At 69.1% G+C, this 25,568-nt stretch carries 24 protein-coding genes and 2 pseudogenes; 10 read left to right on the forward strand and 16 right to left on the reverse strand.

All coding sequences use genetic code 11. The annotated features are described in order from the left end of the window. The first annotated feature begins 297 nt into the window (after nucleotides 1-297). Entirely contained in the window at nucleotides 298-1,203 is a 906-nt protein-coding gene (locus tag ACFWPQ_RS38055) for a helix-turn-helix domain-containing protein (RefSeq protein WP_384045408.1), read from the forward strand. Nucleotides 1,204-1,464: 261 nt separating this feature from the next. Here the strand turns inward: ACFWPQ_RS38055 and ACFWPQ_RS38060 are convergent, their stop codons facing one another. From ACFWPQ_RS38060 to ACFWPQ_RS38095, 8 genes are all read right to left on the reverse strand, one after another. Then, on the reverse strand, nucleotides 1,465-2,478 hold the full coding sequence (locus ACFWPQ_RS38060) for a zinc-binding dehydrogenase (RefSeq protein WP_384045411.1): 1,014 nt from the start codon (nucleotides 2,476-2,478) through the stop codon (nucleotides 1,465-1,467). Between the two features lie 182 nt (nucleotides 2,479-2,660). Beyond that, on the reverse strand, nucleotides 2,661-3,281 hold the full coding sequence (locus ACFWPQ_RS38065; RefSeq protein ID WP_384045413.1) for a helix-turn-helix domain-containing protein: 621 nt from the start codon (nucleotides 3,279-3,281) through the stop codon (nucleotides 2,661-2,663). Further along, nucleotides 3,278-4,573 carry an NAD(P)/FAD-dependent oxidoreductase gene (locus tag ACFWPQ_RS38070; RefSeq protein ID WP_384045416.1) on the reverse strand — a complete coding sequence of 432 codons (1,296 nt, stop codon included), beginning with the start codon at nucleotides 4,571-4,573 and terminating at the stop codon, nucleotides 3,278-3,280. Before ACFWPQ_RS38070 ends, ACFWPQ_RS38065 begins: the two co-directional genes overlap by 4 nt. 106 nt (nucleotides 4,574-4,679) lie before the next feature. Continuing rightward, complete coding sequence (gene hcaB / locus ACFWPQ_RS38075; RefSeq protein ID WP_384045419.1) at nucleotides 4,680-5,477, reverse strand: 3-(cis-5,6-dihydroxycyclohexa-1,3-dien-1-yl)propanoate dehydrogenase; 798 nt, start codon at nucleotides 5,475-5,477, stop codon at nucleotides 4,680-4,682. 2 nt (nucleotides 5,478-5,479) lie between these two features. Continuing rightward, entirely contained in the window at nucleotides 5,480-5,854 is a 375-nt protein-coding gene (locus tag ACFWPQ_RS38080; protein WP_384045557.1) for a bifunctional 3-phenylpropionate/cinnamic acid dioxygenase ferredoxin subunit, read from the reverse strand. Between the two features lie 5 nt (nucleotides 5,855-5,859). After that, nucleotides 5,860-6,426, reverse strand: coding sequence for an aromatic-ring-hydroxylating dioxygenase subunit beta (locus ACFWPQ_RS38085; RefSeq protein ID WP_384045422.1), 567 nt, complete (start codon nucleotides 6,424-6,426; stop codon nucleotides 5,860-5,862). 5 nt (nucleotides 6,427-6,431) lie between these two features. After that, a complete protein-coding gene (locus tag ACFWPQ_RS38090; RefSeq protein WP_384045425.1) occupies nucleotides 6,432-7,766 on the reverse strand; it encodes an aromatic ring-hydroxylating dioxygenase subunit alpha in 1,335 nt (444 codons plus the stop codon). Between the two features lie 167 nt (nucleotides 7,767-7,933). Beyond that, nucleotides 7,934-8,752, reverse strand: a complete 819-nt coding sequence (locus ACFWPQ_RS38095) for an IclR family transcriptional regulator (RefSeq protein WP_384045427.1) — start codon at nucleotides 8,750-8,752, stop codon at nucleotides 7,934-7,936. 304 nt (nucleotides 8,753-9,056) lie between these two features. On the opposite strand from ACFWPQ_RS38095, the gene ACFWPQ_RS38100 reads away from it, so the two are divergent. Together ACFWPQ_RS38100 and ACFWPQ_RS38105 are read left to right on the forward strand one after the other, a co-directional pair. Then, nucleotides 9,057-9,899, forward strand: a complete 843-nt coding sequence (locus ACFWPQ_RS38100; protein WP_384045430.1) for an alpha/beta fold hydrolase — start codon at nucleotides 9,057-9,059, stop codon at nucleotides 9,897-9,899. 48 nt (nucleotides 9,900-9,947) lie between these two features. After that, nucleotides 9,948-10,826: a VOC family protein gene (locus tag ACFWPQ_RS38105; protein ID WP_384045433.1), complete on the forward strand. Its 879-nt coding sequence runs from the start codon at nucleotides 9,948-9,950 to the stop codon at nucleotides 10,824-10,826. A gap of 226 nt (nucleotides 10,827-11,052) precedes the next feature. On the opposite strand, the gene ACFWPQ_RS38110 is transcribed toward ACFWPQ_RS38105, so the two are convergent. Further along, nucleotides 11,053-12,564, reverse strand: coding sequence for an alpha-L-arabinofuranosidase C-terminal domain-containing protein (locus tag ACFWPQ_RS38110; protein WP_384045436.1), 1,512 nt, complete (start codon nucleotides 12,562-12,564; stop codon nucleotides 11,053-11,055). A gap of 57 nt (nucleotides 12,565-12,621) precedes the next feature. After that, on the reverse strand, nucleotides 12,622-13,308 hold the full coding sequence (locus ACFWPQ_RS38115) for a ThuA domain-containing protein (protein WP_384045439.1): 687 nt from the start codon (nucleotides 13,306-13,308) through the stop codon (nucleotides 12,622-12,624). 652 nt (nucleotides 13,309-13,960) lie between these two features. Here ACFWPQ_RS38115 and ACFWPQ_RS38120 point away from each other — a divergent pair. The 3 genes from ACFWPQ_RS38120 to ACFWPQ_RS38130 all read left to right on the forward strand — a co-directional run bounded on the left by ACFWPQ_RS38120 (nucleotide 13,961) and on the right by ACFWPQ_RS38130 (nucleotide 16,516). Beyond that, nucleotides 13,961-14,455 carry a transposase gene (locus ACFWPQ_RS38120; RefSeq protein WP_384045442.1) on the forward strand — a complete coding sequence of 165 codons (495 nt, stop codon included), beginning with the start codon at nucleotides 13,961-13,963 and terminating at the stop codon, nucleotides 14,453-14,455. Between the two features lie 691 nt (nucleotides 14,456-15,146). After that, a complete protein-coding gene (locus tag ACFWPQ_RS38125; protein WP_384045445.1) occupies nucleotides 15,147-15,575 on the forward strand; it encodes a transposase in 429 nt (142 codons plus the stop codon). A gap of 302 nt (nucleotides 15,576-15,877) precedes the next feature. Further along, the gene (locus ACFWPQ_RS38130) at nucleotides 15,878-16,516 is read left to right on the forward strand and encodes a DUF6518 family protein (protein WP_384045448.1); all 639 of its coding nucleotides are present in this window, start codon (nucleotides 15,878-15,880) and stop codon (nucleotides 16,514-16,516) included. A 34-nt stretch (nucleotides 16,517-16,550) separates the two neighbouring features. Here ACFWPQ_RS38130 and ACFWPQ_RS38135 read toward each other — a convergent pair. From ACFWPQ_RS38135 to ACFWPQ_RS38150, 4 genes and pseudogenes are all read right to left on the reverse strand, one after another. After that, a protein-coding gene (locus ACFWPQ_RS38135; RefSeq protein WP_384045451.1) for an IS5 family transposase occupies nucleotides 16,551-17,419 on the reverse strand; the annotation gives its coding sequence in 2 pieces (ribosomal slippage) (nucleotides 16,551-17,042 and nucleotides 17,045-17,419; 867 coding nt in all). A 45-nt stretch (nucleotides 17,420-17,464) separates the two neighbouring features. Further along, nucleotides 17,465-18,019, reverse strand: a complete 555-nt coding sequence (locus tag ACFWPQ_RS38140) for a TetR/AcrR family transcriptional regulator (protein WP_384045454.1) — start codon at nucleotides 18,017-18,019, stop codon at nucleotides 17,465-17,467. 408 nt (nucleotides 18,020-18,427) lie between these two features. Then, nucleotides 18,428-18,706, reverse strand: coding sequence for a hypothetical protein (locus ACFWPQ_RS38145; RefSeq protein WP_384045457.1), 279 nt, complete (start codon nucleotides 18,704-18,706; stop codon nucleotides 18,428-18,430). A gap of 61 nt (nucleotides 18,707-18,767) precedes the next feature. Next, nucleotides 18,768-18,917, reverse strand: a pseudogene (locus ACFWPQ_RS38150) (TetR/AcrR family transcriptional regulator); the annotation flags it as partial. A gap of 20 nt (nucleotides 18,918-18,937) precedes the next feature. On the opposite strand from ACFWPQ_RS38150, the pseudogene ACFWPQ_RS38155 reads away from it, so the two are divergent. Further along, a pseudogene (locus tag ACFWPQ_RS38155) lies at nucleotides 18,938-19,081 on the forward strand (2Fe-2S iron-sulfur cluster-binding protein); the annotation flags it as partial. A gap of 125 nt (nucleotides 19,082-19,206) precedes the next feature. Here ACFWPQ_RS38155 and ACFWPQ_RS38160 read toward each other — a convergent pair. Further along, a complete protein-coding gene (locus ACFWPQ_RS38160; RefSeq protein WP_384045460.1) occupies nucleotides 19,207-20,442 on the reverse strand; it encodes a glycoside hydrolase family 27 protein in 1,236 nt (411 codons plus the stop codon). A 41-nt stretch (nucleotides 20,443-20,483) separates the two neighbouring features. Next, a complete protein-coding gene (locus ACFWPQ_RS38165; RefSeq protein WP_384045462.1) occupies nucleotides 20,484-21,152 on the reverse strand; it encodes a DUF1080 domain-containing protein in 669 nt (222 codons plus the stop codon). Nucleotides 21,153-21,694: 542 nt separating this feature from the next. On the opposite strand from ACFWPQ_RS38165, the gene ACFWPQ_RS38170 reads away from it, so the two are divergent. From ACFWPQ_RS38170 to ACFWPQ_RS38180, 3 genes are all read left to right on the forward strand, one after another. Then, entirely contained in the window at nucleotides 21,695-22,474 is a 780-nt protein-coding gene (locus ACFWPQ_RS38170) for a DeoR/GlpR family DNA-binding transcription regulator (RefSeq protein WP_384045465.1), read from the forward strand. 418 nt (nucleotides 22,475-22,892) lie between these two features. Next, complete coding sequence (locus ACFWPQ_RS38175) at nucleotides 22,893-23,945, forward strand: glycoside hydrolase family 43 protein (protein ID WP_384045468.1); 1,053 nt, start codon at nucleotides 22,893-22,895, stop codon at nucleotides 23,943-23,945. 118 nt (nucleotides 23,946-24,063) lie between these two features. After that, nucleotides 24,064-25,107 (forward strand): lactonase family protein, encoded by a 1,044-nt coding sequence (locus tag ACFWPQ_RS38180; RefSeq protein ID WP_384045471.1) that lies wholly within the window; start codon nucleotides 24,064-24,066, stop codon nucleotides 25,105-25,107. Nucleotides 25,108-25,568: the final 461 nt, after the last annotated feature.

The following is a 25,568-nucleotide window of genomic DNA, read 5'->3' on the forward strand; positions in this document are numbered from 1 at the left end:
CCCTGTCGGGGGCGGGCTCGGCGCGGATGACGGTGAGGAGAACTCTGTGCAACGAACGGCGGCGGCGCTTGTCCCAGAGCGCAAGCCGGGTTGTTCGTCAACGCAGCTCCTCTGCCGCCCGGTCCGTCTGACGGCACGGCCCCTTGCCGCCCACGTCTGGCTGGAATGGACTGCACAATGAAGGGGCACGGGGGTCAGCGACGTGCGGCACACGGAGGGTCCGGGATGACCGGTACGGGTAGGTGGTCGACCGACGGTCTGGCGCGCGGTCGCGCCTCGGACGCATGGTCCGAGAAGATGCCCGAGCTCCACCTCGCGTGGGCGCTGACCTTTCCGGAGCGGGAGCCGTTCCGGGCCGAGGTCCGCTACCGGCGGCTGGACGGTCTGACCGTCGCCGAGTTCCGGGGCGGTCGCTTCGCCGGCCGGCGGGCGGACGACGTCGCCCCAGGCGGCGGCGAGCCGCTCGTGGGTGTGCTGTTCAACCTCAGTGGCCGGGTCATGTGCCGCTACGCGGGCAGCCAGATGGCTGTCGGGCCCGATGAGCTGCTGTTGTGGGACAGTGACCTGGCCCACGGCTTCGAGGCCGTCGAGCCGCACCACGAGCTGTCCCTGCTGCTGCCCCGTGAGCGCGTTCCGCAGGGGCTCGCGGAGGCCGCCGCGCGGGCGAGCGGTGTCGTGCCAGCCGGTGCCGGCGCGGGTCTGGCCGCGATCGCCGGCGCGCAGTTGCGGGCCGTGGTCCGCGAGTTGGAACACCTGTCGGACGTCGGCCTCGCCTTCGCCTGCCAGAGCCTCTTCGACACCCTGGACGCGGCGCTCGCCCCCGCCGTGGAGCCGTCGCCCTCCCCCGGTGCGAGGGCGGCGCTGCTCGTCCGGACGCGCCGGTACGTGGAGGAGCACCTGGACGACCCCGGACTGTCCGCCTCGTCGATCGCCGAAGCCCTCGACGTGTCCGTCCGCACCCTGCATCTGGCCTTCGCCGGGACCGGCACGACCGTGGGCCGCTCGATCCGGGAACGGCGGCTCAGGGTCTGCTACCGGCAACTGGTCCGCGGCGCCGGCAACGCCACGGTCACGGACGTGGCATTCCAATGGGGTTTCAACGACACGGCGCACTTCAGCCGGGTCTTCAAGCAGGCGTTCGGAGTCACCCCCAGCAGCGTCCTGGCCCGCGGGCGGCGCATGCCGGCCGCCGGGTCCCGTTGACCACGCTCACGAACGGCGCGGCGTGCGCAGGGCCCGGGGACAGCGCCCCGCGCGCTCCGGGAGGACCTGAGTCGGGCAACCACGGGCATCTGGACCGGAGGTCCGCGCCCCACAGCTTCCGCCCCCGGCGCCGACGTCGTCCATCACGGACATCCGCGGCTACCCGGCCAGGCAACGCCGGACGGCCCGTCGGCCCGGCCCACGGTCCTTCGGCGACGGCACCTGGTGCCCGGGCTCCGGGGACGCCGCCGCGCGGGTCCGTCAGGGCTTGAGGATCAGCCTGAGGGGATCGCCTTCCTTGGTGTGCAGGCGTCGGACGGCGACGCCTGCCTCCTCCAGCGGCAGCACGTCGGTGATGGATCGGGAGAAGTCCAGGCGCCCGCTCGCCACCAGGTCCACGAGCTGTGGCACGGAGTCGAGCGCGCTGCCGAAGTGGCCGCGGATCTCGTGCTTCAAGTAGCTGAAGGTGGTGCTGTCCTGCACGACGAGGGGGCGCCCGGACAGTCCCACCAGGATCAGCCGACCCTCGGACGCGAGCACGGCCAGCGCCTGTTCGTGCACGGGGGTGACGCCCGCGAAGTCGAAGGCGACGCTCAGCGCCCGGCCCTTGGTGACGGCCAGGACCTGCTCCCTGAACGCCGGGTCGGCAGAGTCCAGGGCGAGATCCGCGCCCAGGTCCAGGGCCCGCCGGCGCGCGGCCGGGACCGGGTCGACCGCGACGATCGGAAAGGCTCCGACGGCCCGCAGCAGCTGCACGGCGTGGGCCCCCAGCCCGCCCACACCCCAGACGCCCACGGCCTCACCCGGCCGGACACCGGCGGTACGGAGGATCGCGTCCCACGGGGTGGACACGGCGTCCGGGATGATCGCCGCCTGCTCGAACGGGATCGAGTCGGGCAGGACGAACACGGACTCCACGCTCGCCAGGGCGTACTCGGCCCAGCCGCCGTCGAAGTCCACCCCGCGCGTGTGCATCTGTCCGTCCTTGATGTCCCCGGCCTGCAGGACGACCCGCTGGCCGACGCCGAACTCGGAGACGCCCGGGCCGAGTTCGACGATCGTGCCCGCGACCTCGTGTCCGATCGTGACGACGTCACCCCGGAGGTGCGGGGGTCGGCCCAGGGAACCGTCGATGAAGTGGACGTCGGACATGCACACTCCGGCCGCTCCGACCTCGATCAGTACCTGGCCGGGCCCGGGCGTCGGCCTGGGCACCGCCTCGACGGTCAGGGTGTGGGTGGGGATGTGCAGGCGAGCGGCTCGCATGAGGTCCATGATGCTGTCTTCTCTCCGGACGGTTTCCCCGGGATCCGGCAGGACCCGGTTCCGACCAGATCTACGCCCGGTGGCCGTCCGGCACCCGGGCGTGTTCCGTCAGACGGCACGTCGGCGCGGATGCCCGCCACGCAGCCGCACGACGGGCCGCCAGGTGAGGGAGAAGCGGGGCGTGACAGCCGTCAGTCACCCAGGCACGCCTCCAGCATCCGCGTGATCCGACGCCTCATCGCCTCGGCGACCTCCGGGGAGAGGCCGTCCTGGTTCCCCTCCGCGCCCTCGTCCAGGAGAGTGCCGAGGCCGAAAAGGCCGACGCCCATGAACAGGGACTCGATCAGGCGGACCTTCGCCTCCACCTCGTCGTCGCCTTCGAGGCTGGATCGCCAGGGCTCGCGGACCCTGCGTTCCAGCTCCCGGCTCAGCAGGGTCCCGCCGTCCAGGTCGATGGACCGGACGAGGGCGAGCGCGGGTGTCCTCCAGTCGGAGTCCCGCCAGTAGTCCATGGTCAGGTTCGCGAACTCGGCCGCGTCGGTCCAGCGGGGGCCGACGGTGAACTGGGACTGGGCCACGAGCTCGAACAGGGCGCGTTTGGAGACGAAGTACCGGTTGACCAGTGCCGGTGTCACACCGGCGTCGTCCGCGATCTCCTGGAGGGTCACATGGGCGTAGCCGCGTTCGGCAAACCGCCGTGACGCGGCCCGCAGGATGTCCTTGCGCGTCGCGGCCGAGTCCTTGGCGCGCTGTGCGTCGCGTCCCTTCGAACGAGCCGGCCGTGTCGTCTCCGATGGACCAGCTGAACTCATGCGGGCCAGTCTGCCACACCTGTGGTGCGCGGCCCGGCGGCCGCGGTTCCCCCGGCCGGGACCGTGGCGGGACGCGGGAGCCGGCGGGCGAGCGCCCGCAGGTCGGTGGACGGGTCCGCGAGCGCCTCGGGCGCGACCGGCACTCCCGTGTCGAGGATCGTCCGCGCGGCACGGACCGTCCTCGCCTCGTCGAGTCCCGCGACGGCGGCGAGCCTGCCCTCGCGCAGCCAGAAGGCGAGAAACCGGTCCGGGGTCGCGTCGCGCCGCAGGACGACCCGGTCCCCCGGGCGTCCTCGACCGAACATCTGGAGCGTCTTCCCGTACTGGTCGGACCAGAAGAACGGCAGCGTGTCGTCGGCCGTGGGACGGCCGGCCATCGAGGCGCCGACCGCGGCGCCGTGCCGCATGGCCACGTCCCAGTGCTCGATACGCTCCCGCACGCCGGTGCGGGGATGGACCCGGCTGGCCACGTCTCCGGCGGCCCAGAGCAGGGGGTGGTCGGTGCGGCCGAACTCGTCTACGGCGATGCCGCCGTGGCAGGTGGCGCCCGCGGCCAGGGCGAGCCTGTCGTTCGGGACCACGCCGACGCCCACGATCACCAGGGCGGCGGGCAGCCGTTCGCCGTCGCTCAGGACGACCTCCCGTACGGCGCCCGGCCCGGCGTACTCCGCCACGGTCCGGCCGGTGAGGACGCGCACGCCCCGCTCCCGGTGCGCGCGCGTCACCAGCTCCGCGACCGCCGGTCCCAGGGGGCCGAGCAGGGGCAGCTCGCCCGCTTCCACGACCGTCACCTCGATGCCCGCCGTCCGGGCCACGGCGGCGGCCTCGAGCCCGATGAAGCCGCCGCCGACCACCACCAGGGGACCGCCCCGGTCCAGGCCTGCGAAGATGTGCCGTGCGTCGGCGGCGGTGCGCAGCGTGTGGATGTTCGCCAGTTCCTCCCCCGGGGTGCCCAGGCGCCGTGCGGAGACACCCGTGGTCAGCAGGACCCGGTCGGCGGGCAGCTCCCACCCGCCGGTCAGCTCGACCCGTCGGCGTACGCCGTCGAGGCGCCGCACCGGGGTGCCGAGTATCAGCTCGATCCCGTGCCGCGCGTAGTGGTCCTCGGGGAAGATGGGGCGCAGGGCGGCTTCGGCGTTCTCCGCCTTCGACAGCGGTGGACGCTCGTAGGGCAGCGGCGGTTCGGCGTCGACCACGGTGACGGTGCCGTCGAATCCGGCCTGGCGCATCGCCACGGCGGCCGACACCCCCGCGATGCCGCCGCCGATGACTACGTGGTGGGTCTGGGACACGGTGGCCCTCTCGGTCGGAGTGCGCGGGCCGCCGCGGGCGGGCGCCCGCGGCGGCCGTGTCACGCACGGTCGGATGGTTGCCGGGGGTCGGGTCGTACCGGCCGGCTCACGGGTCCGTGGGCCGTCGGGGAGTCCCGACGCTGCTCACGTCGATGACGGCCCCCGTCATGGTGCGGGATTCCTCGCGGGCCGCCAGGAGGACGTAGGCGCCCACGTAGTCCTCGGGCCGGATGTCGAGGTGCAGGGCCGTGGAGTGCCTGAGCGACTCGCCGATCGAGGTCGCTTCCCGCAGGGAGGTCGCCGCCAGGCCCATCGACTCGGGGCCGCGCAGGTCGGTGGCCATGCCGCCGGGTGCGACCGCGTTGACACGTACCTCGGGGGCGAGTTCGTAGGCCAGTTGCTTGACCAGGCCGACACCGGCGTGCTTGGCGGCGACGTACAGCGGTCCTCCGTGGCGGGGGTAGAACGACGCGTTCGACAGGGTGAACACGAGGGAGCCCCGGGTTTCGCGCAGCGCCGGCCACGCGGCCTTGGCGCCGAGCAGATAGCCCTTCACGTTGACCGCGAACAGCTCGTCGAAGCCCGCCGCGAGTTCGTCGGGCCCCGTGTCGGGCAGCGACCGTGCGAAGTCCCAGAGGCCGGCGTTGCCGACGAAGGTGTCGAGTCTTCCCCGCCGGTCGACGGCGGCCTGACAGGCCCGGAGATTGTCCGCGTAGCGGGTGACGTCGCCCGCCACGGTGATCACCGAGTCACTATGTGCGGCTTTCAGCTCTTCGAGCTTCTTCTCCGAACGGTCGAGGGCCACGACGCTCGCGCCCTCGGCGGTGAACCGGTCGACGATCGCGCGTCCGAGACCCGAGCCCGCTCCGGTGACCACCACGGACAGGTCGTCGAGTCGCCCCATGGTCATCCCTCCTTCACCAGGTAGTTCGCGGGGAGCGCGACGAACACGACGCCCTCGGCACAGGACACCGGATGGGTGGCCACGGGCCGGACGGCCGGGGGTGACAGGGCCTCACCCGTGCGGAGACTGAACTTGGCCATGTGCAGCGTGCATTCGACGACGCAGCCCTCGACCCAGCCGTCGGCGAGCGAGTAGGTCTCGTGCGTGCAGGTGTCGTCGATGCAGAAGACCTCGTCCTCGGCGGAGAAGACGGACGTCGCCGGCACTGTGGGAAGCTTGAGACCCTCGTCGGGGACCAGTTCGTCCACGGCGCAGGCGCGCACCCAGGTCCGGTCGGGGAGTTCGGGCAGGGTCGGGGGAAGGGCGTTGCGGGTCATGGCGCTCACAGGAAGATGCTGAGGCTCGGCGCGAGGAGCGTGGTCTGCTCCAGGACGATCTTCCGAGCCGCGATCCGGTAGGGGTAGCCGCTGGTGGCGTCGGCGGGGCGCAGGGTGTCGAAGCGTTCGCCGACGAACCAGTCCTGGTGGCGTTCCAGGCGGCTCCGGTAGACGTAGAAGTTGGAGACGACGTCGAGTTCCCCGGCCTCAGCGCCCGGCGCGACACGGACGTTGGTGATGAGCCGGCGGGTGCGGGAGGGCGGCTCCTCGGCCCAGGAGAGGCCGGAGGTATAGCGCCGGACCCGGCCGAGCAGGAAGTACTTGTCGTCGTCGATGAGGGCGGCCTCGTCCTCGGCGGCGATCTCCAGGTGGCGTTCGCGCTGGGTCTTGGTGGTACGGGTGGGAAGCCAGTAGTGGGTGTCGTCGGTGAACAGGCCGGCCCACTCGTCGTAGCGGTGCCGGTCGAGGAGTTCGGCCTCGGCGTAGAGGAACTGCTCGACCGTGTGCTGGGTCTGCGGGTCGGTCGTCCGGTACGCCGAGGGGGACGTCCGGGCGTGGTCGACGGTCGTCATGGCGCTCACACCTTCTCCGGGATCGCGGCCTCGGCGGCCTCTCGTGCCCGGTCCGACTCCTGGATCTGCTGCCAGCTCTTTCCGGTGACCAAGTCGTGCCAGCGGCGGTAGAAGCCGCGTGCGGCGGTCTCGGCGTAGACGTCGTTCGTCAGTCCGGGAAGGCCGTGGGCGTCGCGTTCCTCGTGGCCGAGGCCCATGCCGGTGTGGAACCGGTTCTGCCGGGCCTTGTAACCGCGCAGCACCTTCTGGATCTCGGTCCAGTTCTCGCCGTCGTCGGTCTCGAAGGAGCCCGCGGGGCTGAAGGTCCGCTGGGTCATGCCGCGTATCTCCGCCTTGACCTCGGCAGGGGCGTCCTTGGGCACATACGTCCAGGCCCAGACCTCGATCTGGCCGGGGCCGCGCGGATGCCACACCCGCATGGTCGAGAAGGCGCCGAGCCACGAGAAGGCCGGGAAGACGGTGTTGTGGCCGGTGACCCTCCGGGCCCGGTCGGCCCCGATCCGCCGGACGATCTCCTCCTCCCGGCTCTTCAGCCACGCGTAGGTGCGCGGCCCGTACTCCGGGCTCGGTGAGACGGGTTCCGGACGCTCGAAGGAACCCGACCCGTGTCCGCTGCCGCTGAACTGCCGCCCTTGAGCGTCCGGGAAAGCGAACCTGGACCGCACCGAGGGATCGTCGGTGAGGGCCATGGTGGCCGAGGCGTGCGAGACCGGTGTGTGGTACATGTCGCTGGCGAACTGCTCCGCGGCGAACTTCCAGTTGCTGTCGATGACCCACTTGGAGGTCCCCGGGACGAGTTCCAGGCCGCCGTCGAACCGGTCGACCACGGCGTCCAGGTAGTAGGCCATGTCGCCGAGGTAGTCCTCGAACTCAGGGGTTTCCTCCGACCAGGTACCGAAGTAGAACCCCTTGTGCTCGGCGATGCGCGGGACCTTGAGGGCGCCCCAGGCGCTCCGGTCGATCCGGTGGTGGTAGACCCGGTCCTCCATCGGTACGTTGACGAGGTTGCCCTCGAGGTCGTAGGCCCAGCCGTGGTAGGTGCAGGTGAAGGCCTTGCTGGTGCCCGCGTCCGAGCGGCAGATCCGCATCCCCCGGTGCCGGCACTGGTTGAGGAAGGCCTTCACCGATCCGTCGCGCTGCCGGACCACGAGCACGGGGTCCTCGCCCATGTAGGTCTGCACGAAGCTGCCGGGCTTGGGCAGTTGCGACCCGTGGGCGAGGAACAGCCAGGTCCGCCCGAAGACATGCTCCAGTTCCCGCTCGTACACATCCGGATCCGTGTAGATCCGCGGGTCGTTCCAACCCCGGTCGGGGTCGACCGCGCTGCTCAGGTCAATCATGTCCGCTCCCACTGGAGACGATGCGGCTCGTTCGGCGATCAGCCTGCGCCACCCGGACCCGCAGGCGAACCGTCCCGTTCAGAGGGGTGGAACAGTTCACCGGGTCCTGTCCCTCGGGTGACGGGTCCTGCTCCACAGGCGACCGGGCCGGTACCGCGGAACCCGCTTCAGACGGCGCGGGAGAGCTCCCGGGCCATGGCGATGAGCCGGGGGGCGTGACGTTTCAGGCTCTGCGCGCGCACGGAACAGACCGAGACGGCCGCCACCGCCGTACGGGTCCCCGGATCGAGGATCGGCGCGGCGATGCAGTGCAGGCCGTCCCGCAGTTCCCCCTCGTCGTGGGCCAGGCCCTCCCCGCGCACCCGGTCCAGCTGCTGTTCCAGCTGGGCGGCGGTGTGGATCGTGCGCACGGTGAACCGGCGGAAGGGGCCGTCCATGACGCGTGCGACCTGGTCGTCGGCGGCGTACGCGAGCATGGCCTTGCCCAGCGCGGTGGAGTGCGCCGGCCGGCGCGTACCGACCGCCGTGGGCGAGCTCCCGGTTTCGTGACCGAAGAGCTTCTCCAGGTAGAGCACGTCCGTACCGCTCAGGGTCGCCAGATGCACGGTGTCCCGGGTGCCCGCGTACAGCTCCGTCAGGTACGGCATCGCGCGGCGCCGCAGACCGGTGGAGCGGATGGCCGTGGAACCCGCTCGGTTCCCCACCTCGAACAGCCTCTCGGTGAGGCAGTAGCGGGGCCCGTCCTTCCGCACGAAGCCGGCCTCGACCATGATCGACAGCAGCCGGTGCGCCGTCGACTTCGGGACGCCCACCGCCCGGGCGAGCTCCGTCACGCCGAGGACGGCCTTCGGGCCCCTGAAGGCGTCGAGCAGGACCAGGACCTTGGCGGCGGAGGTGTCGGCATGGCCGACGGCGCAGTGGCCCGGCCCGGAGCCAGGGGGCCGGGAGTCCGATTCAACGCCGCGAACACCGGACAATACGCTCATCACTGCCGCCTCCATCGCCGACACCCAGCATGTAAATGGCCATTTACACGCTTCGACATGTACGCCCGCCACGGGTTGGGTGTCAAGCAGTGGCCGCAAGCGATCACCGGCCCCGCCCGCCCCGGATGCGGTCGCCCCCTCTCCCCCGGTCTTCACAACGGTGTGTGCCGCGATGTGGAACACCTCGCTGTCCAGACCCCTCGCCGTCGCAGCAGGCTGACCTCGATCGCCCCGCCCGGTCCCCGGTCGGTCAAGGGACGCCGACGGACCTGTTCGGCGGGTACGAGTGACGAAGGAGACTGTCGTGCCGCAGACGCTGACGGCTGAGGGAACCAGCCGCACGGTCCAGACCAAGAACTGGAAGATCCACTACAACGAGGCCGGTGAGGGACACCCGATCGTCATGCTGCACGGCAGCGGTCCGGGTGCCACCGGCTGGAGCAACTTCGGCCCCAACATGAAGGTGCTCTCGGACCGCTTCCGGGTGATCGCCGTCGACACGCCCGGCTGGGGTGCCTCCGACGCGGTGACCCCCGATGAGCGCGACCCCGTCGAAGCCGCGCTTCAGCTCCTCGACGCGCTGGGGATCGACAAGGCGGCGTTCGTCGGGAACTCCATGGGCGGTATGACCTCCATCGCCTTCGCGGTCCGGCATCCCGACCGGATCTCACATCTGATCACCATGGGTGCCGGATCCCCGGGTCCCGCCTACTTCGGCGCTTCCGACGGCCCGTCCGAAGGCCTCAAGGTGCTGCTCAAGGGGTACCGCGACCCGTCCCCGGAGACGATGCGCGAGCTGGTCGAGATCATGACGTACGACGCCGCCTTCGTCACCGACGAGCTCATCGCCCAGCGCTCGGACGCGGCCCGCAAGCGCCCGGACCACCTCGCCAACTTCCTGGCGAGCGGACTCACCGGCGTCCGCAGCGTGCAGGCCCCGCTGGAGCGGATCGCGGCGATCCAGACCCCCACCCTCGTCTTCCACGGCCGGGACGACCGGGTCGTGCACTACGAGAGCGCGCTGCGGCTGGTCACGCTGATCCCCGACTCCCGTCTGGTGCTGATCAACCGCTGCGGCCACTGGCTGCAGCTGGAGCACGCGGACGAGTTCAACCGGCTCGTGGGCGACTTCGTCGCCACCCGGTGATCACGGCGACTCGCCCCGGCACGGCGGCACTTCACGAAGGGACGGAACATGGCCGAGGTCATCGGTCTTGGATATGTGATCGTCGAGGCACGCGACCTCGGCGCCTGGCGGGCGTTCGCCTGCGACCTGCTCGGCCTGGAACCGGCCGTGGAGACTCCGGGGCGCCTGCTGCTGCGGATGGACTCGAAGGCGTACCGCGTGGACATCCGGCACAGCGACACGGACGGTGTGGCCGTGCTCGGCTGGGAGGTGAGGGGACCCCGGGAACTGGAGGAGATCGCCGCCCGGCTGGAGAGCGACGGCTACTCCGTCAAGCGGGCGGACGAGGACGCGGCCAGGGCCCGGCAGGTGAGCGGCCTCGTCGAGTTCGACGACCCGACGGGCCAACGGCTTGAGCTGTTCTGGGGTCTGACGGAGTCGAAGGAGCGCTTCGTCTCGCCCACCGGAGCCCGGTTCGTCACCGGGGCGGGCGGCATGGGCCATGTCTTCCAGTTCACCGCGGACGGCGCGGCCCAGGGCAGGCTGTACCAGGAGCTGCTCGGCTTCAGGCTGAGCGACTTCATCGATTTCGGGCCCGGCCTCAGCGGCACGTTCCTCCATGCCAACGAGCGCCACCACTCGTTCGCCTTCGCCTCGTTCCCCGGACTGAGCGGCGTCGGGCACCTGATGTTCGAGGTCGACGAACTCGACCTCGTCGGACGGGCCTGGGACAAGGTCCAGGACGGAGCGGCGCCCGTCGCGGCGACCTTCGGCAAGCACACCAACGACGAGATGCTGTCGTTCTATGTGAAGACACCGTCGGGATTCCAGGTCGAGTACGGGTACGGCGGCAAGCTGGTCGACGACACGAACTGGGCGCCCGTCCGCTACTCGGCGACCAGCTACTGGGGCCATCGCAGGACCGACCCCGACGAACCGGACGTGTGAGCCGCCGGCTCCCGGCAGACGCCCGGCCCTGAACGGTCGGAGCCTGTTCTCTCCTCGCAGGCCCGCGGTGGCAGCCCTGCGGGCCCTGCACCGGAACGTCGCCGACCGCACCGGCGACAGGCGGGCCGCCGTCCGACGTGACGGCGGCCCGCGGCGTCGTGACGGGTGACCGGGGACAGGACACCCCCGAGTTCGGCCGGACCGGCCAGGCCTCACCTCCGGGCGGTCACTCCAGCGTGAGCGTGACGCGCAGGACCGCTGCCGGGGGCACGACCGGCGGCCTCTCCTCGCTCACGGGGCCACGGTCGATCCTGATGGCACTCGGCTCGGCGAAGGAGTTGGCTGCGTCGAGGGAGTCCCCGCCGATCACAGCCGTCTCCCGCACGCGCAAGGCGCCGGCGGGCGACACCAGGTTCAGGGGGTAGGCCTGATCCGGGTCGCGGTTGACTGCGAAGAGCTGAATCTCGCGTGCGGCGGAGTCGTAGCTGGCGGATACGTCCAGGTGCGCCACGTTCGGATAGTACGAACCGGGTCGTGCGGGCGAGTCGCACCACACGTCGATCGCCTGCAGGCCGGCGCTGGCGGCGAACAGTTCCTGCACATAGCTGATGCCCTGCCGGAAGGCACCTGAGCCACCGCTCTCCACCACCATGGCCGGGAGCGTGTTCACCAGCTGAGCCATGTTGGCAAGGCGCAGCACATCGGCGTTGCGCAGGAAGATGTTGAAGTAGGCACCGATCAGGAGAGCGTCCGACAACGGGTAGGTCTCAACCAGGTCGTCGCCCTGCGAACCGTCCGTCTTGTACCAGGCGTTGTACTCGTCCAGAGCGATCCCGATGCGGTTGACGGCCACTCCCCTGCTGTGGTTGACGAGCTTGATGTCCTCGCGGAGCAGTCCTATCGCGTCCTCCAGGAGCCTCATGTGCTCGGTCAGGAAGTCGTGGACCTCGCGGGTGCTCATCGACGGGTAGCGCGTCCGGATGTCGTCCTTGTAGTCGTGCCCGATGTAGTGGTGCATGGATACGTAGTCGGCGTACTCGTACAGCGCGGCGAGCACGTCGCGGTTCCAGTGCGGTTGAGGGAAGTCGATGGGAAAATGCGCACCCGAGACGACGAGGCTGATCGTGGGGTCGGCCGCTTTCATCGCCATGGCGAAGTCGCGGGCGCGCTGGATGTACTCCTCCGCCGTGGCGGTGTAGCCCTGCTCCCACGGGCCGCTGATCTCGTTCCCCAGAGCCCAGTAGCGCACGCCGTAGGGTTCGGCGTGGCCACCAGCGATACGGGCGTCGGCCCAGCGGCTGCCCGCTCGGCCGTTGCAGTACTCAACCCAGTCCCGTGCCGCTTCCGCGGTGCCGGTCCCCATGTTGACGCACAGATAGGGCTCGGCACCGACCTTGCGGCACCAGGCCACGAACTCGTCGGTTCCGACGGCGTTGGACGCGGGCCACGTGTCATCGGCTCGATAACGCGTCCGCGGCCTCTGTTCCCGCGGCCCTATGCCGTCCTTCCAGTGGTAGTAGGCCGCGAAACAGCCGCCTGGGAAGCGCACGTTGCTGACCTTCATCGCGCGAGCCGTCGCTATGACGTCGGTACGGAACCCTTCGTCGTCGGCCACCGGGCTATCGGGGTCGAAGAGCCCCCCATAGACGCACCGGTGGAGGTTCTCCACGAAGCTGCCGAAGACCATGGGGTCCACGCGACCTGTGACGCGTCGCGGGTCGAGAACGACATCAACCATGATTGTCCATTCGGGAAGTACGGTCTGCCACACGGGCCAGTCGGTCGACGGCGGTCGTCAGCCCGCCAGGCCGAGCGTGTAGCGCAGCCCACCCATCAGATGCGCCTGGAAATCCGGGTCCGCATAGGCTTCCACGGCGTGCCCCAGCGCGGTGTAGAAGACGCGCCCGCCGCAGGAGTCGTGGCACCATGCGAGCGGATGGTCGTGGCCCATGCCTCCACCGGCGTAAGTGGACTCGTCGGCCGATGCGAGAACACGGACGTGCGCCCGAGGACTGACGTCGAAGTCGTACCACTCATCCTCGAAGTCCCATACGCGGGGCAGGTGCTCGGTGGCCGGGTGGTCCTGATCCTCTACAAGAACCGTGCCCCGCTGGTACGGGGGATGTCCGGCGAAGCGCGCACCGACCAGGCGGCCGTAGTAGGGCCACGCGTACTCCGTGCAGGCGGCGGCATGCACGCCGGCGAAGCCGCCTCCCCGGCTGACGTGCTCGACGAGCAGATCGCGAGCTTCAGAAGTGAGGACCTCGCCGCTGGTGGAGGCGAATACGACCGTATCTGCGTCCGGCAGCAGCGACGAGAGTTCGTCCGGGTTCTCGGTGGGGCACACGGTCCACCCCTGCGCCTCCCCCATCCTCACCAGGAGCGCTACAGCCGACTCGATCGACTCATGGCGATAGCCGAGGGTCCGGGTGAAGACCACGACACGATGACTGTTCAGGGCTGGCTCCTCGATCGTCCGCACTGCGGCAGGCATTCCGCACCAGCGGTCCGCATCGGCTTCCTGGCATGAGTCGGGCCTACGGGGGGGTGCGTGGAGAACCGATAGATATCGATTACTACGATGCTACGAAACACTCAGGGAGCCTGGCAAGCGGACGGGGCACAGGTTGGCGATCAACTCGAATCAACTCACCGCCGGCCTCACCGCACAGTGACTCAAGGCATGGGATCCCGGCTTCGCAGCACTGTGACGGGCGGGCGATCGGGACGGTGCGCCGGTGAGAGGCAATGGCCATGATTTCGGCTGACGTACAGGCAAACCCTCACCGTCGCGTCATTCGTAACACTTGAGGACGAGATCGAACATCTCGTGATGGACACCGCAAGGTCGAGGTGGAGCGGCACTTGAGACCGATGACCCGCGCGCACAGGCCCGGAAGCCGGGCGCAATTCCAAGATCTTCAGAACACTTCTAGGGCCAATGCCGTGACTTTGTTGGTGATGTTGTCCGGGGCGCTGACGGTGGGGCCGCCGGATGGTTCGCTGGAGGAGTGCGGGGTGACCTTGGGTTTTGGGGTGTGGGGGCAGTGTCGTTACGGCCGAGGAGTTTCCAACGGATTCCGGTGAGGACGGTGCGGACAGCGCGGGCGGCGTGCCCGAAGGGCACTCCGGCGATGTTCATCCGGGACCGGCTCGATGTCCTCTTCGAGGACGACGAGTTCGTCGGGCTGTATCCCTGCGACGGCAAGCCGGGGCTGTCCCCCGGGCAACTGGCGCTGGTGTCGGTGCTGCAGTTCGCGGAGAACCTCTCCGACCGTGCGGCGGCGGACGCCGTCCGCACCAGGATCGACTGGAAGTATGCCCTCGGCCTTGAGCTGGAGGATCCGGGGTTCGACCACTCGGTGCTGTGCGAGTTCCGGGCCCGGTTGGCCGAACAGGAGGGTGCCGCCGACCAGTTGCTGCAGGTGATGCTGGACCGCCTGGTGGAGGCCGGCCTGCTCAAGCCGGGGGCCGGCAGCGTACCGACGCCACCCATGTACTGGCCGCGGTGCGCACCCTCAGCCGCCTGGAACTGGTCGGGGTGCGCACCCTCAGCCGCCTGGAACTGGTCGGGGAGACGCTGCGGGCGGCGCTGGAGGAACTGGCCGAGGCCGCCCCCGCCTGGCTGACTCCGCTGATCGAGCCCGAGTGGACCAAGCGGTACGGGCGCCGGGTGGAGATCGGCAAACTGCCGGGCGGGAAAGCGGCCGTGACCGCCCGGGCCGAAGAGTTCGGCAGGGACGGACAGAAGATCCTCACCACCGCCTGGGCCGCGCACAACCCGCCTCACCTGCGGCACCTGCGGCTTCTTCCTCAAGTGGAGATTCTGCGGCAGGTCTGGGTCCACCACTACTACTGGGACACGGACGGATTACTGCGCTGGCGGGACGGCCACGCGCTCCCGCCCGCCTCGCTGCGGTTCGACTCCCCGTATGACACCGACGCGCACTACTGCGTGAAACGGGACACCGCCTGGAGCGGATACCGGACACATTTCACCGAAACCTGCGACGAAGAACGCCCCGAACTGGTGGTCCATGTCGCCACCACCATCTCCACCGTCCAGGACATCGAACTGACCGACATCATCCACGACGAGCTCGCCGAACGGCAGTTGCTGCCCGCCGAGCACGTCGTCGACTCCGGCTACATCTCACCCGCACGCATCGAGCGGGCCCGGCGCGTTCACGGCATCACCCTCCTCGGCCCGGTCACCGCCGACCACAGCGTCCAGGCCAAGGCCGGTTCGGGCTTCGGCAAAGCAGCCTTCACCATCGACTGGGACAACGAGCAGGCGATCTGCCCACGCGGGCCACGAGCGTGTCCTGGACGAAACTGAACATCAAGGACCACACCTATCTGCAGGCCCGGTTCGCGGAAGCGGACTGCCGGGCCTGCCCAGACCGCGCACAGTGCACCACATCAGCCACCGGGCCCCGATCCATCGCCGTACTGCCTCGGCCGCTGCACGAGATCCAGATGCACAACCGGCTCGACCAGCGCACCGAGCAATGGCAGCGCCGTTACGCGATCCGCGCCGGCATCGAGGCCACCCTCTCGCAGAACGTCCGCGCCCACGGCCTTCGACGCTCCCGCTACCGCGGCCTGGCCCGCACCCACGTCCAGCACGTCCTCACCGCCCTGGCCTGCAACGTCACCCGAGTCTCCGACTGGGTATCCAGCACCCCCAGAATCCGCCGCCGCACCACCCGCTTCCACGCACTGTGCCTGTCCGCAGCCACCACATGACCCCGCCAACATCACCAACAGAGTCCCGGGCGTGTATCGAATATGGATCTTGGGCGGTGTTCGGGTCGCGGCGTGGGGAAGGGCTGCTGCCGCGACGGAAACCTTCCCGACGAGGTGGCAAGCATCCAGAACGCGTCTTTCCCCATACGTGTTCGCGACCCTGGCCGATTGTGCTTCCAGGGCTACCCCGAGCGGACGGGGGCGAGGGGGAGCGTCATGCAGGGACTGGGTGATCGACGCGTGTCTAGGACCCCTCAGCTACTATACATCGAGCGTATACATTCCATGTATAGTTCGGGAGCATGACTCCTCTGACCGCATCTCGCCGCGACACCCCCGTCACCGTGCTCACCGCGACCGCCGCCTTCGGACTGCTGCTCGGCTGGGCAACGTACGCGCTACACGGGACGACACCCCTGTTGGAGCAGGCGACCAACTCGGTGTCCACCTGGATTATCTGGACGGCCGCGGCCGGTGCGCTGATCCGTCCACGGTCGCTGGCCGTCTGGGGCGGGGCGTTGATGATGCTCGCCACCTGCTGCGGCTACTACGCGGCGTCCGCTCTTGGAGGCACCTTCGGGAGCGGAGGGCTCGGAATCGCCGCTGTGTGGTCACTGGCGGGGCTGATCGGAGGGCCTCTGCTGGGATGGGCAGGGTGGACGGTGCGACGCGGCCGGGGTGATGTGCGGGCGGTAGCCGCAGCGGTTATCACGATGGTGGTGCTGGGTGAGGGGCTGGGGCTGGGGCTGGGGCTCCATTACTGGGGAGAAGCGGTCGTCTTCCTGGCCGTTGGTGCGCTGCTCACCGCCCTCCTGACCGTCTACTTGGTACGCGCCGGGGTGCATCGCTACTGGCTGTGCGCCGTGCTCGCTCCCGTGGGCGGTCTCGTCTTCTACCTCGCCGAGAAGGGCATCCTCGACGGCCTGCTCGAATCGGTATGACTTCGGCCAACCCCTCACTCGTCGAATGGGCTGGTCACAGCCACTCGTTGATGGCCGCTACGAGGACGGTCGCCTCGTAGCGGACCGCGAGCTTGTCGTACCTCGTGGCCACGGCTCGGTGTCTTTTGAGACGGTTGATGCCGCACTCGACTGCATGCCGAGCCTTGTAGTCCTGCGGGTCGAACTTGGGTGGCCGGCCGTCGCGCGAGCCGCGTTTCTTGCGGTTGCGTGCCTGGTCGGCCTTGTCCGGGATGGTGCAGCGGATCCCGCGCCGCCGCAGGTAAGCGCGGTCCTTCCGGGAGGCGTATGCCTTGTCGGCGCGCACGCGATCTGGTCGGGTGCGCGGTCTGCCCGGGCCAAGACGCAGGACGCGGATCTTGTTCAGGACCGGCTCGAACTGCGGGGAGTCGCCCCGCTGTCCGGCCGTGATCACGACGGACATGGGCTTCTGACCTTGTTCGACGGCCAGGTGCAGCTTGGTGGTCAGGCCGCCACGCGAGCGCCCGAGCCCGTGGTCGTCTGGCTCGACGCCGCCGGGCGGCTCCTTCTGAAGTTCCCCTTTTTCCTCGCCCCGGCGGCATGCTGGTGGGCCCGAACGACGGTGGAGTCGATGTTGATGTCCCAGGTGATCAGCTCTTTCGCGTCAGCCCGGGCCTGGAGCGCGGTGAAGATCCGATGCCAGGTGCCGTCCCGCTGCCACCGACGAAACAAGTCGTACGCCCGGCCCCATGGCCCGTACTCGGCGGGCAGGTCCCGCCACGGGACTCCGGTACGGACCCGGAACCGTATGCCGTCGATCAGCTGCCGCCTGGCCCACGTCGGCGGCCGTCCGGGCTTCTTTCCCTTCGGCAACAGCGGTTCCAGTACCGCCCATTGCGCGTCCGTCAGATCTCCACGCGCCACGAAGCAAGATCATCTCACGTTAAAGATCCACTTCCGATACACGCCCTAGATGAAGGCTCCGTCCCGCCACCGCAGTGTCTGGTCCAGGTGGCGGTCGAAGACGCCGACGAGGTCCACGGCCGGATCCAGCAGCCACTGGATCTCCAGGCCGTCCATCGTGGCGAACAAGGTGCGGATCTCCCCTTCGGCCTGCTCAGCGGTTGCCGGCGGGATCTCTCCGTGGGTGGCGGCGTCGAGAAAGCGCTGAACGAGAGTCGTCAGCAGACCCGCGTAACGCTGCTGGATGAACGGACGCGCGGGGTGCTTCTCGTCGGAGGATTCGCCGGTGAGCCGGATGAACAGCTCCGGCAGGCCGCGGTGCTGGGTGTGGTAGCGCATCACCGCCCGCAGCTGGTCGAAGGCCGCAAGACCGATGTGTCTCGTGCGGGTGAGGCCGGCGGTCTCACCCGCCCACCACTGCAGGACCGCGGAGAGCAGGTCCTCCTTGTTCGAGAAGTGCCGCAGCAGGGCGGCGGGGGAAACTCCGACGTCCGCGGCGATCTGCCGCATGGACGCTCCGTTGTAGCCGTGTTCGGTGAAGGCCCTCGCGGCGGCGGCCACGATCTGCTCCCGCCGTTTGATGCCGCTGCGGTATGGCTTTGTTCAGGAGTTCCGGCTCTGGTCCACTTCTAAGTGAGCCAGAACCGTTTCTCGTGATCAGAGCCACGTGGTGGCTGCCGAACTCGCTGATCCGGCTGTTCTCGACCACGGCGATGACGTCCGCTTCATGGGCGGTGTGCAGCCGGTGGGCGGCGCTGGTAGCCAACCGGCTGACGTCGCCGGCGCCGCCGGTGCGAACGGAGGACCGGGCCGGGTGCTGGGCGGTGGAAGAGGTCTTCGGGATCGAACCCGGTCTGCCCAACGATGATCGAAGCCCTGCCGTCACGCCCGAGCGCCGGATCACTCACCCGGGACGGTCACCCGTGGGCACGCTGCGGACGGCGTGCCGCAGCCGCGCGCGACCGGGGTTCAGCGCACCCCCAGGCCGAAGCGTGCCAGCGCCTCGATGGTGTCGCACGCGGCTTCCCGGTCGAGACCGGAGTCGAAGTGGTACTGCGCGTTGACCCCGAGCGCCATACCGAACAGCGCGCTGGCAAGGTCCGTCGGGTGCGGTGCGTCCGGGGAACCGTCGCGCAGCGGACGCAGGGCGTCGGAATACGCCTGGCACATGCCCGCGAGGCCCGCCGCGTAGGCTTCGGAGTAGGGGCTCCACGCGCCACGCCTCGGAGTGGCAGCTGTGAACGACACGCATCGCACCCCCCTTCACTAGAGCCCAGTGGGCGTCGAACACCTGTGAGAGCGAGGGCTCCTATCCCGAGAGCCAGGCCCTGAATTCCTCAGTCGCACTCGCGAACGCCTGGGAGATGACCGCCGAGATCAAGGCATCCTTCGACTTGAAGTGCCACGAGATGGAGCCGCGGCTGACGCGCGACCGCTCGCCTACCGCCTGCAGAGAGGTGGCCTGCGGTCCGACGCACGGTGACCGTGGCCGCGGGACAGTCTGTCCTGGAAGCGGTGAACGCCGCCGGCGCGAACGCGCCGTCCACCTGCCGGGAGGGCACCTGCGGTTCCTGCGAGGTACGCGTGCTCGCCGGCACACCCGATCACCAGGATTACGTGCTGACGCCCGGGGAACGCGATGTCGTCGAGTTCATGACGGTCTGCTTCTCGCGTGCCGGCACTCCTTCGCTGGCCCCGGATCTCCAGCCCGTCTCCGGCCCAGGTCTCCCCCTGACAAGGCCGGAGGCTCAGCCGCTCACCCGCACCATCACCGCGCCGTGGGCCGGGACGGCCGCCTTGACGGTCCCGGTCGTGGTGCTCTTCGCGCCGGTCCATAGATCGGTGATCGTCCGGGTGCCGGAGCCGGTCTTTCCTATGGCGGTGAGGGTGGTGTAGATCGACTTCGCCGTGTCGTTCTGGTTGAAGAGCACCACAGAGACATCGCCGTTGGCGAGCGGCTTCGCCAGGACGTCCAGGCCGTCGGCGGAGGAGACCAGTGTGCTCTGCTTGCCGAGTGAGTCCTGGTCGACAGCGATGACCTGTTTGTTGGTCAGGATCGACAGCGTCGTCTGCGAGGCGTCGACCAGATTGCTGCCGGAGATCAGTGGGGCCGCCATCTGCGCCCAGAGGCTGAAGAAGGCGCGATCCTCGGTCGCCGACATCCCGTTGCCGGTCTCCAGCATGTCGGGGTCGTTCCAGTGGCCGGGGCCCGCGTAGCCGGCGAGCTTGACGTTGGCCTTGTAGATCTCCAGCATGCGGCTCCAGTTGGCCTTGATGTCGCCGGTGGTCCGCCAGGAGTTGCCGTAGTCCTTGCCCCAGGCCCACACGTCGTCCTCGCCCCAGCTGCAGATGCTGAAGACGATGGGACGGCCCGTCGCGGCCAGCGCGTCCCGCATGGCCTTGTACCGGGTCTTCGCCGCGACCTTCGTGCCGTTGGGGCAGCTGACCTGGGCGCAGCCTTGACCCGCGTAGCAGTTGTCGTACTTGAGGTAGTCCACGCCCCACGAGGCGAAGAGTTTCGCGTCGGCCTCCTCGTGGCCGAGGCTGCCGGGCTTCTTCGCACAGGTCTGCAGGCCGGCGTCCTCGTAGATGCCCAGCTTCAGCCCCTTGGAATGCACGTAGTCGGCGACCGCCTTGATCCCGTTGGGGAACTTGGCGGGATCGGCCTGGAGATTGCCGTTGCCGTCCCGGGTGCTCGCCATCCAGGAGTCGTCGATGTTGACGTAGACGTATCCGGCGTCCTTCATCCCGGACGAGACCATCTTGTCCGCGGTCTTGCGAACCAAGGCGTCCGTGATGTTCTGGTCGTAGGCATTGAAGTTGTTCCAGCCCATCGGCGGGGTCCTGGCCAGCCCGTTGTCCAGGGCGCGAGCCGGGGTGACCGAGGTTCCCCAGAGGGCGGGGGCGGCGACGAGGAGGGTGGCGGCCGCGAGGGCCAGACCCGTGCGCCGCCGGGGACGGGGGTGCGGGGTGCTCTGCTGCATGCGGGTGTCCTGTCTGTGAGGAGTGGACGGGCGGTCCGGACTCAGCCGGTGGCCTTGGTGGTGATGAAGTCGTCCGGGCTCGTCGTCACCGGCGACTCGACGTAGAGGTCCTTGTACTCGTCCTGGATCCCCGCGTTGTGGACCTGGATCGCCAGGGGACCGACGCGCGCCGCGGTCTTGTCCGTGAACTGGATGACCGGCGTGGTCTTCTCGCCCGCCGTACCGCAGGCCATCTTCACGACACCGGTGGTCTGGTTGCCGATGATCTCGCACTGGTTCCAGGCGCCCAGGTCGAACTTGGCGTGGGAGTAGTGCTTGTAGAGGCCCGTACAGCCGTTGTTCTTGCCCGGGCGGTAATCCCAGCAGTAGCCGTCCGGCGGCTGGAACTGGACGGCGCTGAGCGCGTCGCGGATCGGGTTGGTGGTGCCCCAGAACAGGACCGTGGGCTCGTGCCCGGTGCCCACGACCTGACGCACCTTGAATATCCAGCGGAACGACCCCACTTGCCGCTTGTCGTAGTAGATCCAGCCACGGGCGTTGCCGGTGGTGTGCAGGGCGCCGCCCTGCACTGTGAAGCCCTTGGCGTCCGAGGCGGTCCAGCCGCCCAGTGTGCTCCCGTCGAACATCGACACGAGGTTCTTGTCGCCGTAGGGCGGTGCGGACAGGGCGGCGGTCGGCGCGCCCAGGGGAAGGAGGCCGACCGCTGCCATCGTGGGCAGCGTGGCACTCAGCGCGGAGGTCAAGGTGCGGCGGTGGAACATCGTGCCTCCAGGGTGGAGTAGTCGTCACAGGAACAAAGAATGACGCGATCATGACAATTACGACAATGCGGGGGCAGGACGGGAGAAAGGGCGGCCCCGGAGCCCCGCGACCGCCGGGTTCCGCGACTCGGACGGGAACTTGCGCAGTAGGCAGGATGGGACAGCCGATGTCGGATGTCGAGAGGGATGACAGCGCTTTCCATGAAAGTGTTGTCATCGCCTCCATAACTCACTGAAATCCGACCCGCGCCTAGCCGCCAGTAACCCGCCGCCATGAAAAACTCCTGGCCAGTCCGCGAAGGGCGCACATCAGGAGACCTCGGTATCAAAATTCGGCAGCCCCTCGGAAGTCTGCGTTGACCCGAGTAACCGAAAGCCATCACGCGTCATTCGAAACCACTGTGTCGGCCATTTCCGTTCCACACCGTTGACGCTCTCGCGCTCATCCACTTTCGTTGTCCTCCCCCACAGGATGACGACGCGGAGGAACGGTGCCGAACACCGCGGCGCACGAGCGCGAGATGGAGATTCTCCGTCTGCTGGATGTCCAGTCCAAGGTGACGGTCGCAGACCTGAGCATCCGGTTCACGACCTCACCGGTGACGATCCGCAAGGATCTCGAAACCCTCGAACGGCAGCGGCTGCTGCGCCGTATACGCGGCGGCGCGGTGCGTACGGACTGCGGTGACGAAGGCGCCTTCGAGATGCGGTTGCGCCACCGCGCCGAGATGAAGCGCGCGATCGCCAGGGAGGCGATGCGACTGGTGCGTGACGGTGACGCCATCGCTCTGGACTGCAGCACGACCTGTTACTACCTGGCCGAACTGTTACGCGTGCGGAAGGGCCTCGTGGTCGTGACCAACGGCCTGCGGGCGGCCGAGGTGCTCGCCGGGACGGCGACGGTCATCCTCACCGGTGGCGTGCTGCGCACCTCCTCCTGGTCACTGGTCGGCGAGGACGCCGACTTCCCGGTCCGCGGCGGCCCTCTCGCCCGTGGCTTCTTCGGGGTCCGCTCACTGTCGCCGGTCCATGGGCTGCTGGAGCTGAGCAGCGACGAAGCCGCCGCCAAACGCCGGCTCGCCAGGGCCTGCCGGGAGACCTACGCGCTGTTCGACTCCTCCAAGGCCAACCGGTTCGCGCTCTGTTCGTTCGTCCCGGCCGACCGGATCACCGGGCTCTACACGGACAACGGGTTCGTCGAGCCCGCGGCGGCCGAGTGGCAGCGGCGGGGCGTTCCCGTCCAGCGCGTGGTGTTCGGCGGGGCGAGGTGACCGGTGTGCACGACCATGTGCCCGGCGGCCGGGCGCCGCCCCGGGGATACACCGGAGTGCCAGGCCTCCGCCGCCGACGCGAACTCCTCTTTCTCGGACTTCGGCACCGGACTTGATGCGGTACGGCCTCCGGCACCCCTGGAGTCGGTCAGGACTCCCGCGGCCCGGTTCGCCCTACGCCGGATCACCGACCAGCCGGGCGTCCGGGCCGACATCCGCGGAACCCGCACCCCCGGTCAGGGTCGTGCCAACGCCGAAGCGGGCCACGCCGCCCGACTCCCCACGGCACCCTTCGCACCGTACGCGCCATGTACGACGAACCGATCGTCCGGGAGGCGGCCCGCCGCTAGGGAGGGGGCCGCACCCGGTACGAGCCACCCGCACTGAATCCGTCCCCCATCCCGTCCAGGGAGGAAACGTGGAAGAAGCATCGAGTTCGCGGACCGTCCGGCGCGCCCGCCGGGCCACCGGATCGCTGGCGCTGGCCCTGATCGCCGCGACGGCCTCCTGGCCCCAACAGGCCACGGCGGCACCGGCCTACGCCGGCTATCTCTTCGTCTATTTCACCGGTGAGGGCTACTCCGACGGCGAGCAGATCCACTACGCACTCAGCAAAGGCAACGATCCGCTGCACTGGACAGAACTCAACGGCGGGAAGCCGGTGCTCTCGTCCACCGTCGGCACGAAGGGCGTCCGCGACCCCTTCGTCGTCCGTGCCCCGCAAGGCGACCGGTTCTATCTGCTCGGCACCGATCAGCGCCAGTACGGCAGCAACGACTGGGACACCCCGCAACGTCACGGCAGCAAGAGCATCGTGGTGTGGCAGTCCACCGACCTGGTGAAGTGGACCGGCCAGCACCTGCTGAAGGTGGCGCCCGACAGCGCGGGAAACGCCTGGGCGCCGGAGGCCAACTACGACGAGAGCACGGGCAAGTACGTCGTCTACTGGGCCTCGAAGATCTACGCGGCGAACGACCCGGACCACACGGGCACGACGTACAATCGCATGCTCTCCGCCACGACCGCCGACTTCACCTCGGTCAGCACCGCGAAGACCTGGTACGACCCCGGGCACTCGGTCATCGACGCGACGGTGATCAGGAACAGCGGAACCTACTACCGGCTGACCAAGGACGAGCGGGACGGCGGCACCTGCGCCAAGTTCATCAGCGAGGACAAGTCGGCCGCCCTCCTCGACACGAGCTACACCCATGTCGCCGACTGCATCGGCAAAGGATCGATCACCCGGGGCGAGGGACCGCTGGTCTTCAAGTCGAACACCGAGAACAAGTGGTACCAGTTCATCGACGAGTACGGCGGCCGGGGTTACGTCCCGTTCGAGACCACCGACCTGAACTCGGGCAAGTGGACCAAGGCGAACGACTACACGCTGCCGAGCCGACCGCGCCACGGAACCGTGCTCCCGGTCACCCAGGCCGAGTACGACCGGCTCCAGGAGCGGTACAGCTGAGTCATTACGCAATGCTGACGTGGCCGCCGAACCCATCGCGTCCCGCTTCACGCGTGAACGAACCTTTCTCCCGGCCGTCATCGAGTGGCCATGACGGTGCGGCCCCGAGGCGACGCGCATGAGCAGGCACCACAGGCGCAGGTCGACACTCCGTGCCTTCGCCCGCGGCGCCGACGGCACACTGACCGCCGCGGGTACGTACCAGACCGGCGGCATGGGCGGGGACCAGACCGACGCCCCCACGGACTCCCTCGCCTCTCAGGGCTCGCTCGTCCACGACCCGGCCTCCGGGCAGCTGCTGGCCGTCAACGCGGGCAGCGACACCGTGACGTCGTTCCGCGTGCAGGGGACACGTCTCACCGACCGGCACATGGTGAACTCGGGCGGCGACTTCCCGTCGTCCATCGCGGTCTCCGGGAATCTCGCCTACGTGATGAACGCGGGAGGCGCGGGCAGTGTCCAGGGTTTCCGACTCACGGACAAGGGCCTGATGCCGCTGAGCGGTTCGACCCGTTCGCTGGGTCTGCACGACAAGAAGGTTCCCCTGTTCTCCAGCTCGCCCGGACAGGTCGCCTTCTCCCCCGACGGCAAGGATCTGATCGTCACCACCAAGTCCGCCGACACGATCGAGATCTTCCCGATGGGGAGGGACGGGCGCCCCGCCGACCAGCCGGTGGTCAACGCCTCGGCCAGCCAGGTGCCGTTCGCGATCACCTTCGACGCCAGGGGGCGGATGCTGGTCGCGGAGGCCGCGAAGTCGACGGTCAGCACCTATCGGATCATGATCGACGGCAAGCTTGAGGTCGCGCAGGAGCCGTTGCCCAACGGGCAGAACACCCTGTGCTGGGTGGAGCGGGCGGGTGACTTCTTCTTCGGCGGCAACACCGGCAGCTCGACCGTCACCGGCTACCGGTCCGACCGGCACGGCCGGCTCACGCTCGCGAACGAGGTCGGCATCGCGACCCCGCCCTCGGCCCAGTCCCAGGGCGTCATCGACCTAGCCGTGACGAAGGACGGCAGGTTCCTCTACGTCCAGAACGCGACGTCGGGGACGGTCGACGGCTTCCGCGTCGGGGCGAACGGCTCCCACACGAAGATCACCACCGTCACGGGACTGCACTCCTTCACCGAGTCCGGGATGGAGGGCATCGTCGTGGTGTAGGGAAAGCGGCCCCCGCGATGACGTTGCCCCGGCCCATCGGCCGGGGCAACGAGCGTTGGGGCAAGGGCACGAAAGGACACGAACCGGGTGCCATCGGAAAGCGCCCCGGGAAGGGCGCGGCCTCATGCCGACGGAGCGTGGGGGGGGGACGGGAGCAACGCGGGGCGGCGCCCGGACCAGACTCGATACGGGGCGAGGATCTCCGCTTCCGCACGGACTGCTGTCACGCGCGGGGCCGTGCACCCGTCACGCGGTCCCGGCGGGTCCTCGGGACAGACGGCGGCAGGAGTCGGCGAGCGTCGCGACACACGAGCGGAGCCTGCGCAAGGTCATAGTAATCGAGTACCAACATAAAACGACCCCAACTCGATGAGATGACGAGCCCACCGGACCGACCCCAGCCACACATAATCGGCAGCCACAGACACCTCGGTTGCAGCATCATCCCAGCTCATCAGCGA

This window comes from Streptomyces sp. NPDC058464 (assembly GCF_042721035.1).
GTDB lineage: Bacteria > Actinomycetota > Actinomycetes > Streptomycetales > Streptomycetaceae > Streptomyces.

Excerpts from the sequence above, each read along its gene's own strand:
- ACFWPQ_RS38055 (WP_384045408.1), top strand. The coding sequence starts at position 298 with ATGCCCGAGCTCCACCTCGCGTGGGCGCTGACCTTTCCGGAGCGGGAG.
- ACFWPQ_RS38060 (WP_384045411.1), bottom strand. The coding sequence starts at position 2,478 with ATGGACCTCATGCGAGCCGCTCGCCTGCACATCCCCACCCACACCCTG.
- ACFWPQ_RS38065 (WP_384045413.1), bottom strand. The coding sequence starts at position 3,281 with ATGAGTTCAGCTGGTCCATCGGAGACGACACGGCCGGCTCGTTCGAAG.
- hcaB (WP_384045419.1), bottom strand. The coding sequence starts at position 5,477 with ATGGGGCGACTCGACGACCTGTCCGTGGTGGTCACCGGAGCGGGCTCG.
- ACFWPQ_RS38080 (WP_384045557.1), bottom strand. The coding sequence starts at position 5,854 with ATGACCCGCAACGCCCTTCCCCCGACCCTGCCCGAACTCCCCGACCGG.
- ACFWPQ_RS38085 (WP_384045422.1), bottom strand. The coding sequence starts at position 6,426 with ATGACGACCGTCGACCACGCCCGGACGTCCCCCTCGGCGTACCGGACG.
- ACFWPQ_RS38090 (WP_384045425.1), bottom strand. The coding sequence starts at position 7,766 with ATGATTGACCTGAGCAGCGCGGTCGACCCCGACCGGGGTTGGAACGAC.
- ACFWPQ_RS38095 (WP_384045427.1), bottom strand. The coding sequence starts at position 8,752 with ATGAGCGTATTGTCCGGTGTTCGCGGCGTTGAATCGGACTCCCGGCCC.
- ACFWPQ_RS38105 (WP_384045433.1), top strand. The coding sequence starts at position 9,948 with ATGGCCGAGGTCATCGGTCTTGGATATGTGATCGTCGAGGCACGCGAC.
- ACFWPQ_RS38110 (WP_384045436.1), bottom strand. The coding sequence starts at position 12,564 with ATGGTTGATGTCGTTCTCGACCCGCGACGCGTCACAGGTCGCGTGGAC.
- ACFWPQ_RS38120 (WP_384045442.1), top strand. The coding sequence starts at position 13,961 with ATGTTCATCCGGGACCGGCTCGATGTCCTCTTCGAGGACGACGAGTTC.
- ACFWPQ_RS38130 (WP_384045448.1), top strand. The coding sequence starts at position 15,878 with ATGACTCCTCTGACCGCATCTCGCCGCGACACCCCCGTCACCGTGCTC.
- ACFWPQ_RS38160 (WP_384045460.1), bottom strand. The coding sequence starts at position 20,442 with ATGCAGCAGAGCACCCCGCACCCCCGTCCCCGGCGGCGCACGGGTCTG.
- ACFWPQ_RS38165 (WP_384045462.1), bottom strand. The coding sequence starts at position 21,152 with ATGGCAGCGGTCGGCCTCCTTCCCCTGGGCGCGCCGACCGCCGCCCTG.
- ACFWPQ_RS38180 (WP_384045471.1), top strand. The coding sequence starts at position 24,064 with ATGAGCAGGCACCACAGGCGCAGGTCGACACTCCGTGCCTTCGCCCGC.